The sequence below is a fragment of the Streptomyces sp. NPDC055632 genome (assembly GCF_053618675.1).
Window position 1 is genome coordinate 487,344 of the sequence record NZ_JBSHHY010000002.1, and the last position, 12,118, is coordinate 499,461.

The following is a 12,118-nucleotide window of genomic DNA, read 5'->3' on the forward strand; positions in this document are numbered from 1 at the left end:
CCCTGGGGCCGAGCCTCCGGGGCCGGGCCTCCGGGGCCGGGGCGGCTGCCGGGCGTCCGGGACGCCGGGTCCTGCGAGCCCGCCGGGGCCCACGGGCCTCGCGCCGAGGCTTTACGGGCCTCTCCAGGCCCTCCGGGCCCCGCGCCGGGCCCTTACAGCCCCAGCGCCTCGTCCCGGGACGCCTCCGCCTCGCGGCGGACCAGGCGGAACCACATGAAGAGCACGAAGCCGGCGAAGACGAACCACTCCGCCGTGTAGCCGAGGTTCTGGAACGCCTTCGCGTCCAGACCCGTGCCCGCGGCGGCCGCCGCCGGGACCGGGGTGAGACCGGCGGGGGAGTCCGCGAGGGTGATCCAGGCGTCGTAGACGTCGTCCGTCACCACGTTCACCAGGGACGCCGCGCTGATCATGCCGAGCTGCCCCTCGGGCAGCCCGCCCGCCGCGCGGACGCCCTTCGACCCCTGGTTCTCCGAGGCCTGGAGCGCGCCCGCCACCGTGACCTCGCCGGACGGCGGGACGGGCGCCCGGGCGCCCTCCGGGAGCCAGCCCCGGACCACCGGGAGCGACCGGCCGCCGTCCGTCCGCAGCAGCGTCAGGACGTACGACCCGGTCCGGCCGTCCAGCTCGCGACCCGGCACGAGGAACTGCTCCCCGAACCGGCCGCGCGCCTCGGCCGTGCGGCCCGAGGTCTCCTTGTCCACCGGGAGCAGCGCGTCCAGCGGCTCGGCCTTCGCCGTGCTCGGGGCGGCCCGCTGCTCCGCCTCCTGGTGGGAGTCGACGCGGTCCTCGAACTTCCCCAGCTGCCAGGTCCCCATGAAGACGCAGAACGGGATCGCGAGGAGGACGAAGAGGTTGATCCCCCACCAGCGGGGAGTTCTCAGGAACCGGTACACGCCCCCACGGTACGCAAGGCCGCTCGGCCCCCCGTCGGCCGGGTGCCCGACCGGGGCGTGTCCGGCGGACCATGGCGGGGCCGGGCCGGGCCGGGCCGGGGCCGAGGTCGGGACCGGGGCCGGGCGGGGCCGGGACCATGGCCGGGGCCGGGGCCGGGGTCGTGGCGAGGTGCCGCACCGGACGCCGCGTCCTGCCCGCCCCCGATCCGCCGGACACCCCCGATCCGCCGGACACCCCCTAGACCGGCCGGGTCCCCAGGTGTTTCGCGGCGAACGCCAGGTCCAGGGCGACCTGCTTGATCCGCTCCTCCACCACCAGGGAGCCGTGGCCCGCGTCGTACCGGTACACCTCGTGGACCGCGCCCCGGGCCGCGAGCCGGTCGACGTAGTTGTCGATCTGGCGGATCGGGCAGCGCGGGTCGTTGACCCCGGCCGAGATGTGCACCGGGGCCTTCACCGCGTCCACGTACGTCAGCGGCGACGAGGCCGCGTACCGCTCGGGCACCTCCTCGGGCGAACCGCCCAGGAGTGTCCGGTCCAGCGCCTTCAGGGCCTCCATCTCGTCCTCGTACGCCGTCACGTAGTCCGCGACCGGGACCGCCGCGAGGCCGACCGCCCAGGCGTCCGGCTGGGTGCCGAGGCCGAGGAGCGTCAGATAGCCGCCCCACGAGCCGCCGGAGAGGACCAGCCGCTCCGGGTCCGCGAGCCCGCTCGCCACCGCCCACGTCCGGACCGCGTCGACGTCCTCCAGCTCGATCAGGCCGACCCGGTGCTTCAGCGCGTCCGTCCACTCCCGGCCGTACCCCGTCGAGCCCCGGTAGTTGACCCGCACCACCGCGTACCCGTGGTCCAGCCAGGCCGCCGGGCCCGACGCGAAGGCGTCGCTGTCGTGCCAGGCCGGACCGCCGTGCACCTCGAAGACCGTCGGGAACGGGCCCTCGCCCTCCGCCGGACGCTGCACGAGCGCGTGGACCCTGCCGCCGGGGCCCTCCACCCACACGTCCTCCACCGGCAGCGACGGCGGCGCCTTCGGGCCGGGCGGGTCCAGGACGACCCCGCCGTCCGTGGAGCGCACCACCGGCGGCTCGGCGGCCGAGGACCACAGGTACTCCACGCTGCCGTCCGGCCGGGCCGTCGCGCTCGACACCGAACCGGCCGGGGTGTCCACCCGCACCAGGGCGCCGGTGCCGATCTCGTACCGCCACAGCTCGCTGCGGGCCTCGAAGCCGTGCACGATCAGCAGGCCCGAGCCGTCCGGATACCACTCCGCCGACACGTCGCCCGGCAGGTCGAGCCGCAGATCGGTCTCGGCGCCCGTCGCCACGTCCCAGAGCATCGGCTCCCAGCGCCCGCGCCGCTGGTGGCCGACGAGCAGCCGGGTGTCCCCGGCGGCCGGGGCGAAGCCCAGGACCGTGAGGCCCAGCTCCTCCGTGCCGCCCTTGGTGTCGTCGAGGTCCGCGACCACGCTCCCGTCCGAGGCGCGCAGGACCCGCAGCGCCGAGTGCATCGCGTCCCCGTGCTCGGTGTGCTCGACCGCGACCAGCGAGCCGTCGTACGACAGGTCGCCGACCCCGGCCGACTCCCGGTGCCGGTAGATCTCGACCGGGGCGCCGCCCCCGGGCCGTACGAGGTGGACCGTCGAGCCGTCCTCGTCCGTGGAGCGGCCCACCACGACCGTGCCCTCCCGGCCGATCGCGAGCCCGGCCGGGTAGGAGGGGGCCAGGTCCGGCACGGCCGGCTCGTCCGCGCCGCCCGCGAACGGCTGCCGCATCCACACCCCGAACTCGTCCCCGTCGGTGTCCGCGAACCACCAGACCCACGCGCCGTCCGGGGACAGCGTCCCGTCCGTCGTCCCGTTCGGCCGGTCCGTGGCCTGCCGCTGCTCCCCGGTCGCCCGGTCCCACGCGTACAGCTCGTACGTCCCCGTCGCGTTGGACACGAACAGCGAGCGGTCCGGCGCCTCCTCGGCCCACTCGGGCAGGGAGACGCGGGGCGCGCGGAAGCGCTGCTCCCAGACGGGCGCGTCGGGGCTCTCGGGGCTCTCGGGCTTCCTGCTCTCAGTCATGGCACCCATCATGCTCCGGGCGGAGGGCCGCCGGGTCGCGTGCTCCGCAACCTGTGGATAACCTCGCCGACATGCACGATCCGACCCCCGAGGAGAGGTACGGGGCCGACCGGGCGGACTGGGACGAGCGCGTCCCGGTCCACGCGGCCGGCCCCGTCCACGACCTCGACGCCTTCCGCGCGGGCGAGGACGTCCTGCGGGACTTCGAGGTCGCGGAGGTCGGGGACGTCACCGGGCGCACCCTGCTGCACCTCCAGTGCCGCACCGGCCTGGACACCCTCTCCTGGGCCCGGCGGGGCGCCGCCCACGTCGTCGGCCTCGACCCCTCCGAGCAGGCCGTCGAGGCCGCCCGCTCGCTCGCCGCCGACCTGGGCCTCGCGCAGGACCGGGCCGCCTTCGTCGCCGCCGGCGTGTACGACGCGGCCGAGGCCGTCCCCGACGGCTCGTACGACGTCGTCTACACCGGCGGCGGGGCGCTGCGCCGGCTGCCCGACGTCGAGCGCTGGGCGGAGACCGCCGCCTCGCTCGTCACCCCCGGCGGCTTCCTCTACCTCGCCGAGTTCCATCCGCTGGCCGACTCGCTCGACGACGAGACCGGCAGCCGGGTCGTGCACGACTACTTCGTCCGCGACCCGTGGGTCGACACCGCCCCCGGCGCGTACGCCGACTCCGAAGCGGACCGGGCGCACCCGGTCGGCGAGGTCGTCACGGCGCTCGCGCGGGCGGGCCTGCGGATCGACTTCCTGCACGAGCACGACGTCTCGTCCGTCCCCCGCTACGGCACCCTCCAGCGGCACGAGGACGGCTGCTACCGCTTCCCGGCGGACCGCCCCCGCGTCCCGCTGATGTACTCGGTCAGGGCGTCCCGCCCGGCCTGACCCGCAGGGGCCCTACGGGCCCTGGGGTTTTCGCTCCGGGCGCACGTGGTGCGTCCGCCGTCCGTCCGGGCCGAGGACCTGCGCCCCGATCTTGTGCGTGCGCAGCGAGAGCGCGGTGCCCGTGATCCGCAGCGCCGGAGCGGCCCGTACGAGCACCGCCGTCACCTCGTGCAGCTCGTCGACGGTACGGAGCCACATCGCGAGCGCCAGGTTGTGCGGCCCGGTGACCGAGGTGACGAGCCGGGTCTGGCGCAGCCGGCCGAGCGCGGCGACCGTCTCCGGCACCTCCAGGGGAGGGATGTCCGCCGTGACCAGCGCCCACACCGGGCGTCCGGAGAAGCGCGGCGCGGGCAGGCAGTGGTGGTGGAACGCGCCGGACGCCGTCAGGACGTCCAGCCTGCGCCGTACCGTCGACTCGCTCGTGCCGCACTGCCGGGCGAGTTCGGCGGCGCTGCGGCGGGCGTCCCCCGCCAGCTCCGCGACGATCCGCCGGTCCAGATCGGTGACGCGCGGGTACGCGCGCGCGTGGGTCCTGTTCCGCCGGTCCCCGCCCGTCAGCTCCGTGAGGTGCTGGATCTGCCCGGGGGTGAGCTGGTCGATCCGCGACCGGTACGGGCGGTTGTGCAGCCGCGTGACGACCTGCGCGCGGCACTTGAGCACCCCGGGCAGGCGCCGCACCCGGCCGGCGAGGTAGGCGTCGAGGGCGTGGAGGTCGGGCGAGGCGACGAGCAGCACCAGGTCGGCGTCGCCGGTCACCTGGTGGACGCCGAGGGTGCAGGGGTCCTCCGAGAGCTCGCCCGCGGTGGCCTCGATGGCTCCGGCGACGCACTCCAGCTCCACCCACGCGTACAGGGTGGCCTCCTTGCCGTGCCGGGCGGCGAGCAGGGAACTCCAGGCGTAGCCCTTGCCGCTGAGGTGCTCCCAGCGCCGGGCGAGGGTGTCGGGGCTCGCCTCCAGGACGGCCGAGAGCTGGGTCCAGCTGGCGCGCGGGGCCATCTGCAGTGCGTGGATCAGTGCCAGATCCGCCTCTCCCAGGACGGATTCCCCGGTATCCATGTGCCTCCTTGGCCGATCCCCGGAAAACCCGGCCTGTGGGTTCCGAGGCGCCCCAGGATGTGCACCGGGGCACGTGCATTCAATCCCGTGACGGTGGCCTCCGCCATGACGTCGGGCACAACGCGCGAACACGGCACGCGGGTACGGTCCGTGCGGCGGGCCACGGGAACGGCGGGTCACGGGTGCGACGGGCCACGGGCACGAAGGGCCGCCGCCGTACGGGCCGGGGCTCCACGGCACACACCCCACGCGCGCGCGTGAACCAGGAAGGGCGGGGATGACGAGGCACCTGCGGGGGGACGGCCGTCCGGCCGGCCGGACGGCCGGAGAACCGGCCGGGGGCACGACCGGGCGCGCCCGGCGCGTCCGGCGCACCGGCCACATCCGGGACGCCGGGGACACCGGGGAGCCCGGAGACGCCGGAGGAGGTACCGGGGACGCCTGGGGCGCCGGAGCCGGGGACCCCTCCGGGACCGAGCTGCTGTGGGGCGAACCGGTGACCGCCGGTCAACTCGCCGCCGCCGAGAGCGGGTACGCCCGCTGCGACCCCGACGAACGCCTCCTGTGGGAGCGGCTCTCCGTCTTCGAGGGCGCCTTCTGCCGGGACGCCGTCCGCGAGGTGTGCGCCTCCGGCACGCTCCCCTCGGCGCGGGTCCAGGCGGTCCTGGACCGGCTCGCCCCCCTCGCGCTGCTGCCCGTCGACGACCTGTTCGACGGCGAGGAGGACGCGCCCCGCTACTGGATGCCGCTCCCCATGCGCGCGGTGGGCGCCCGCAGGCTCACCGAGCGCGGCGACCGCTGGGCCGTGGTCCTGCACCACCGCAGGTGGTGCGCCCGGCTCGCCCGGCGGGCCGCCGACCGGTGGCAGAGCGGCCGGCAGCTCGACGCCCGCGACCTCGCCCTGCGGGAACTCCCGGACCTGGCCGCCGCCATGGACCCCACGACCGCCCCGCTCTCCCCGAGCGCCGAGGCCGGCACGGGCGTCGAGATCGCGGTCTCCCTGTGGTTCCTGTGGGTGGCCTGCGGACGGGTCGCCGAGGGCCGGACCCGGCTGCGGCACGCCCTCGCCCTGCACCCCGGGCCGCCGCCGGCCCGCGCCCTGTGGCTCGCCGCCCACCTGGAGCTGGAGGCGGGCCGACCCGAGGACGCCGACCCGCTCCTCGCCCAGGCCTGGGCGGCGGCCGTGCGGGACGGCGACGACCGCTGCCTGGGCCTGCTCGCGCAGCTCCGCGGCTCCACCGCCCTCCACCAGGGGCGCACGCGCGCGGCGGCGGCCGAGTTCCGGGAGGCGCTGGCCCTGACGGAGGAGCCCCCGGACTTCGGTCCCGGCCGCGAACTGGCCTGGGCCGGTCTCGCCCTCGCCCTCGCCCGCACCGACCCGGAGTCCGCGCAGGAGGCCCTGGACCGGCTGCCGCTCGAACGGGCGGGGCGGTGGGCCTGGTCGGGGCGGGACCTGTGGGCCGACGCCTGGGCGCACCACGCGCGCGCCGAGCTGCTCGCCTGGGACGGGGAGCGGGGGAGGGCCGCCGACCACGCCCGGCGGGCGCTCCGCGCCCATCTGGCGCTCGGCTCGGCGGCGGGGGCGTCCTGCGCGGCCGAACTCCTCGCGGAGCTGCGGATCGCGACCGGCAGGCCCGTCTCGGCGGCCCACCTCCTGGGCGCCGTGGACGTGCTGCGCAGCTCCGTCTTCGACGAGGCCTACCGCCCGGCGGCCGCCGGCGTGACGGCGCGCGGACGCAGCGAGCGGGCCCTGCGGGAGGCGCTCGGCACGGAGGAACTGCGCCGGGCGTACGAAGAGGGCGCGCGCCTGGGCCTGTTCGCCCTCTCCGAGGAGCCCTAGGGGGTGTCCGGCGGATCAGGGCCGGGTGCGACCCGGGATCACGGGGTCACGATCGGGAACAGCGGATCGGGCTTCGTCACGTACGACAGGAGGCGGCCGAGCAGGGCCGGGTCGCCCTCCACACCGACCCCGAGCTCCGCGAGCCCCTGCCCGGCGAGCAGGCCGAGGAGCTGATGCTTGGACAGGGTCAGGGTGAGCCCGGCGGGCGTCCGGGGGTCGGTGACCGTCCGGTGGGTGAGGGCGCCGTTGTGCAGGGTGAGCCGCCTCCGCCCGCCCTCCGGGTCGTCCGTCAGGACCAGGTCGAGGGTCAGGTCCTCGTCCCAGGCGCGCGGCCCGTCGATCGCGACGGCGAGCGAGTCGACCAGCATGGGGACGGTGAGGGCCATCGCCATCTCGGGGTTGGTCATGTCGACCATCTCGCCGCTGACGCCGTGCCGGAGCTCCTGCGCCGAGGTGAGGTAGAAGTTGCGCCAGGGGCCGTTCTCGGAGCCGTACCCCAGCCGCTCGTAGACCCCGGCGAGGGCCTCCTTGGCCTCCTCGTGGACCGCGCTCGCCGGGCGCTCCTCGCCGACGGGGGCCTCCGGCGCGGTGGCGAAGACCAGGTGGTTCAGGAGGGTCGCGGCGAACCGCAGGTCGCCCTCCTCCCCGTACGCGCGTGCCTTGGCGAGGGTCTCGGCGGGCCCGCCCGCCACCGCCACGTACCGCTTCGCGAGCTCGACCGGCGGATGCTCCCACAGGTGGGCCACGTTGCCGTCGAACCAGCCCAGGTAGCGCTGGCAGACCGCCTTCGCGTTGTGGTTCAGGGAGCCGTAGTACCCGCGCGCGTGCCAGGCGCGGGCGAGCGCCGGCGGCAGTTCGATCGTCTCGGCGACCTCCGGCGCGGTGAGGCCCTCGTTGAGCAGCCGCAGCGTCTGGTCGTGCAGGTACGCGTAGAGGTCGCGCTGCTCGGTCAGGAACCGCACCACCTCGTCGTGGCCCCAGGTCGGCCAGTGGTGGGAGGCGAAGGCGACGTCGTACCGCCCGTGGAAGTACTCGATCGCCTCGTCGAGGTACGCGGACCAGATCCGGGCGTCCCGGACGACCGCGCCGCGCAGGGTCAGGACGTTGTGCATGTTGTGCGTGGCGTTCTCGGCCAGGCACAGGGCGCGGAGGTCGGGGAAGAGGAAGTTCATCTCGGCCGGGGCCTCGGTGCCCGGCGTGAGCTGGAAGACGATCCGCACGCCGTCGACCGTCTCCTCCTGGCCGGTCTCCGTGACGTCCACGGTCGGCGGGATCAGGCTGATGGTGCCGATGGAGGTGGTCTGGCCGAGTCCGGCGCCGATCTGGGCGTCCGGCGCCTTCGGCAGGTTCGCGCCGTACATGTAGCTCGCCCGGCGGGTCATGGCGTTGCCCGCGTACACGTTCTCGCTGACGGCGTGCTCCAGGAAGCCGGCCGGGGCGAGGACGGGCACGCCCTCCTCGGTGCCGTGCGGGAGGACGCCCCGGGCGCCGCCGAAGTGGTCGCCGTGCGAGTGGGTGTAGATCAGGCCGGTGACCGGGCGGTCGCCGCGGTGCTCCCGGTAGAGGGCGAGGGCCGCGGCGGCGGTCTCCGTGGAGATGAGGGGGTCGATGACGACGACCCCGCGCTCGCCCTCGACGAGCGTCATGTTCGACAGGTCGAGGCCCCGCACCTGGTAGACGCCCTCGGTGACCTCGTAGAGCCCCTGCCGGGCGCAGAGCCGCGACTGGCGCCAGAGGCTGGGGTGCGCGGTGTCGGGGCAGTCCGCCTCCAGGAACCGGTAGGCGTCGCCGTCCCAGACCGTCCGCCCGCCGTCGTCCGTGACCGTGCCGGGGACGAGGGCGGCGAGGAAGCCCCGGTCGGCGTTCTCGAAGTCCGTCGTGTCCTCGAACGAGGGGAGGGTGTCGCTCATGGGCGGGGTGCTCCGTTCCGCGCGGGCGGTGCTCGCCGTACCGGTACGTGGTGGTTCACGTGGACGTGTACCGGTCCATCTGACCACCGGGCCCCCGCGCCCGCACGCCGGGGCGGAGGACGGGGGAGGGGCGGGAGGAGCGGGCCGTACCTACTCTGGGAGGTACGGAGGTGACCCATGAGACGACGGCACCACTTCCACGTCGACCACCTCGGGCACTCGGTCTCCGTGACCGTGGGGACGGGGCACTCGGCGGTCGTCGACGTGCTCGTCGACGGCAAGGAGACCGCCCGGGTCGGGATCGGGCACGAGCGGCAGGTCGCCCTCCCGGTCGAGCTGCCGACCGACCCCCCGACGACGGTGACCGTACGGGTGGCGGCGGGCCCCGGCGTACCGCGCTGCCTGCTGATACCGGCGGACGGGGGCGATCCCCTGGTGATGGCACCGAGGGCGTACTGAGGACCGGGGCGTACGTACGGGGTGACCGAGGCGCCCGTACCGACCGGCTCGGGCCGTACTGAGCGGCCGGGGCCGTTCGTACGGAGCGACAGGGCCCGTACGGCGGCGGCCGGGGCCGTTCGCACGGAGCTGAGCGACACGGCCCGTACGAGGTGCCCGCCGCCTCAGGAGAGCCAGGCCATCCCGATGATCATGAAGACCACGAAGGCGATGGCACCGGCCACGGCGGCCGTCTTGCGGGGGCGGCGCCGGGAGAGCTCCGCGAGCCCGCCGGTGGAGGCCGGGCGCTCGCGCCGCCGGGACGCGGGCGCGGCGGTCCGGCCCGTCGTCTGCGGGGCGGAGGCGGAGGTGCGCCGGGCGGCGGGGGCGGACGCGCGCCGGGACGCGGGCGCGGGCCCGGCGGAGCGGCGCGGCCCCGGGGCGGGCGGGGCCTGGTGGCGGGAGCGCCAGGCGCCGGAGGAGAACCAGTCGGCGATGGCCTGCGCGGAGGGGCGCTGCTCCGGCTGCTTGGCCAGCAGGCTCAGCAGGTACGACTCGAACTCGGCCGGCAGGGCGACCCCGAGGTGCGCGGGCGGCGCCGGCGGGGTGTCGATGTGCTGGTAGAGCAGGGCGGTCGCGGTGTCCGCGTTGAACGGGGGTCTTCCGGTCAGCAGTTGGTAGAGCACGCAGCCCAGCGAGTACACGTCGGACGCGGACGAGGCGGGCTGCCCGAGGGCCCGCTCGGGCGCCAGGTAGAGCCCGGTGCCCACGATCTGACCGGTCGTCGTGAGCGCGGCCGAGGGGTCGTCGACGAAGCGGGCGATGCCGAAGTCGGCGAGCTTCACCGTCCCTTCGGCGTCGATGAGCAGGTTCCCCGGCTTGATGTCCCGGTGGACCACGCCCTGCCGGTGCGCGGCCGCGAGCCCGGCGGCGGCGTGCGCGGCGACGACGGCGACCCGCTCGGGCGGCAGGACCAGGGGGTCGGAGGGGCTTCCGGCGAGGCTGTCGCCCTCGACCAGCTCCATGACGAGGAACAGCTTCCCGTCCCACGTGCCGAAGTCGAAGACGCCCACCACGTGCGGGTGGCTCAGCCGGGCGGCGGTCTGCGCCTCCAGGCGGAACCGGTCGCCCGCGGAGGGGTCGGCCGCGTTCGCCAGCATCAGCTTCACGGCCACGGCCCGGCCGAGGACCTCGTCGGTGGCCTGCCACACCTCGCCCATGCCGCCCCGGCCGATACACACGTGAAGCCGATATCGGTCCGCGACCAGCACCTGGAGACCACCCTTTCGAAGATCGATCAACCTGACGGAAGGGGACCAGCGTAGAGCCGCGCGGTCGTGCTCCTCGCCGCGCTCCCCCCGAACACCCCCTCGGTGCACGACATGCGTGGTGCGGATGAACGCGAGGTGTCGGGGACGGCTAGCATCGCGGCCCGTGGGGCCTTCGAGGCCTGCGAGGACTCTTTGGCCTGCGAGGAACGGAGCGGATCGTGGCGCGACCGCGTATCGGCGTGGCGGTACTGACGATGGGCACGCGCCCGACCGAACTGCGGGCGCTGCTCGACGCCGTGGCGGACCAGGACGAGCCGGCCGCCCGGATCGTGGTCGTCGGCAACGGCACGGGAACGCTCCCGGAGCTGCCCGAGGGCGTGACCGGGGTCGAACTGCCGGAGAACCGGGGGGTGTCGGGCGGCCGGAACGTCGCGATCGAGACGCTCCGCTCCTTCGGCGACGTGGACGTGGTGGTGGACCTCGACGACGACGGCCTCCTCGTCGACCGGGACGTCTTCCGCCGCCTCGCGGACCTGTACGGGGCGGACCCGGCGCTCGGCGTCGTCTCGTTCCGGATCGCGGACGAGACCGGCGAGACCCAGCGCCGCCACGTGCCCCGCCTCGGCGCGAAGGACCCGCTGCGCGGCGGCGAGGTGACGACCTTCCTGGGCGGCGGCCACGGCCTGTCGATGCGGATGCTCGACGCGATCGGCGGCTGGCCGGAGGAGTTCTTCTTCACCCACGAGGAGACGGACCTCGCCTGGCGGGCCCTGGACGCGGGCTGGAAGGTCGTCTACGCGCCGGAACTGCTCCTCCAGCACCCGAAGACCAGCCCGGCCCGGCACGCCGTCTACTACCGGATGACGGCCCGCAACCGCGTCTGGCTGGCCAAGCGCAACCTCCCGGCCCTCCTCGTCCCCGTCTACCTCGGCGTCTGGACCCTCCTCACCGTGGCCCGCACCCGCTCCCTCCCGGGCCTCGGCGCCTGGTTCGCCGGCTTCGCCGAGGGCATCCGCCGCCCGGCCGGCCCCCGCACCCCGATCCGCTGGTCCACGGTCCTGCGCATGACGCGGCTGGGGCGGCCGCCGGTGATCTAGGAGGCCTCCGTTCGCGGACGGATCCCTGAACACCTTGCTCGGGGAGGGATCTATTTCTCGCCCGCAGTGGCTGCGCCCGGCTACCGGCGCTTTTTGCCTGAGCCACCTTTTTTCCGCTTTGCCTGGGACAGTAGCCTTTGGGCTTTGAAGCGCTGCCCAGTATCGCCCAAGACGGCAGCAAGGATTTTAGTCACTTCCAGAGTTTGGGGGTGCTGGTTACCAAAAGTGTTTATCAGGCGAGCGCGTGTGTCTTCGAGCAGTTGCAGTGCCTCCGAATAGCAGCGAAGCGTGCGCAGGGTGATGGCGAGGCTGTGGGCCGAGCCGAGGGTGTCGGGGTGGTCGTTGCCGAGGATGCGGCGGCGTCGGGCGAGAGTGTCCTCATCGAGGCGTCGAGCCTCGTCCAGTTCGCCGAGGGTGTGCAGGGTGACGGCGAGGTTGTGGGCCGAGCTGAGGGTGTCGGGGTGGTCGTTGCCGAGGGTGCGGCGGCGTCGGGTGAGGGCGTCCTCATCGAGGCGTCGAGCCTCGGCTGGTTCGCCGAGGGTGTGCAGGGTGATGGCGAGGCTGTGGGCCGAGTCGAGGGTGTCGGGGTGGTCGTTGCCGAGGATGCGGCGGCGTCGGGCGAGAGTGTCCTCATCGAGGCGTCGAGCCTCGTCCAGTTCGCCGAGGGTGA

General features: G+C 75.0%; 10 protein-coding genes. 4 read left to right on the top strand and 6 right to left on the bottom strand.

Translation table 11 applies throughout. From position 1 onward, the window contains the following. Positions 1–152: 152 nt before the first annotated feature. Both ACWGSR_RS04885 and ACWGSR_RS04890 read right to left on the bottom strand, forming a co-directional pair. The gene (locus ACWGSR_RS04885; protein ID WP_376232957.1) at positions 153–893 is read right to left on the bottom strand and encodes an SURF1 family protein; all 741 of its coding nucleotides are present in this window, start codon (positions 891–893) and stop codon (positions 153–155) included. A 238-nt stretch (positions 894–1,131) separates the two neighbouring features. Continuing rightward, positions 1,132–2,967 (bottom strand): prolyl oligopeptidase family serine peptidase, encoded by a 1,836-nt coding sequence (locus tag ACWGSR_RS04890; RefSeq protein ID WP_453563553.1) that lies wholly within the window; start codon positions 2,965–2,967, stop codon positions 1,132–1,134. Positions 2,968–3,029: 62 nt separating this feature from the next. Between ACWGSR_RS04890 and ACWGSR_RS04895 the strand changes: the two genes are divergently transcribed. Continuing rightward, positions 3,030–3,836 carry a class I SAM-dependent methyltransferase gene (locus ACWGSR_RS04895; RefSeq protein ID WP_453563555.1) on the top strand — a complete coding sequence of 269 codons (807 nt, stop codon included), beginning with the start codon at positions 3,030–3,032 and terminating at the stop codon, positions 3,834–3,836. 12 nt (positions 3,837–3,848) lie between these two features. On the opposite strand, the gene ACWGSR_RS04900 is transcribed toward ACWGSR_RS04895, so the two are convergent. Then, entirely contained in the window at positions 3,849–4,892 is a 1,044-nt protein-coding gene (locus ACWGSR_RS04900; RefSeq protein WP_453563558.1) for an Lrp/AsnC family transcriptional regulator, read from the bottom strand. Positions 4,893–5,169: 277 nt separating this feature from the next. Between ACWGSR_RS04900 and ACWGSR_RS04905 the strand changes: the two genes are divergently transcribed. Further along, a complete protein-coding gene (locus tag ACWGSR_RS04905) occupies positions 5,170–6,732 on the top strand; it encodes a tetratricopeptide repeat protein (RefSeq protein ID WP_453563560.1) in 1,563 nt (520 codons plus the stop codon). A 38-nt stretch (positions 6,733–6,770) separates the two neighbouring features. Here the strand turns inward: ACWGSR_RS04905 and ACWGSR_RS04910 are convergent, their stop codons facing one another. Continuing rightward, the gene (locus tag ACWGSR_RS04910) at positions 6,771–8,642 is read right to left on the bottom strand and encodes an alkyl/aryl-sulfatase (protein ID WP_453563562.1); all 1,872 of its coding nucleotides are present in this window, start codon (positions 8,640–8,642) and stop codon (positions 6,771–6,773) included. Between the two features lie 177 nt (positions 8,643–8,819). Between ACWGSR_RS04910 and ACWGSR_RS04915 the strand changes: the two genes are divergently transcribed. Further along, positions 8,820–9,101 (top strand): hypothetical protein, encoded by a 282-nt coding sequence (locus ACWGSR_RS04915; protein ID WP_376232946.1) that lies wholly within the window; start codon positions 8,820–8,822, stop codon positions 9,099–9,101. A 164-nt stretch (positions 9,102–9,265) separates the two neighbouring features. Here ACWGSR_RS04915 and ACWGSR_RS04920 read toward each other — a convergent pair whose 3' ends face one another. Beyond that, a complete protein-coding gene (locus ACWGSR_RS04920; protein ID WP_453563565.1) occupies positions 9,266–10,351 on the bottom strand; it encodes a serine/threonine-protein kinase in 1,086 nt (361 codons plus the stop codon). Between the two features lie 218 nt (positions 10,352–10,569). On the opposite strand from ACWGSR_RS04920, the gene ACWGSR_RS04925 reads away from it, so the two are divergent. Next, complete coding sequence (locus tag ACWGSR_RS04925) at positions 10,570–11,448, top strand: glycosyltransferase family 2 protein (RefSeq protein ID WP_453563567.1); 879 nt, start codon at positions 10,570–10,572, stop codon at positions 11,446–11,448. 80 nt (positions 11,449–11,528) lie between these two features. On the opposite strand, the gene ACWGSR_RS04930 is transcribed toward ACWGSR_RS04925, so the two are convergent. After that, positions 11,529–12,118 (bottom strand): tetratricopeptide repeat protein (locus tag ACWGSR_RS04930; protein WP_453563569.1); only part of this gene is annotated, 590 nt, incomplete at its 5' end.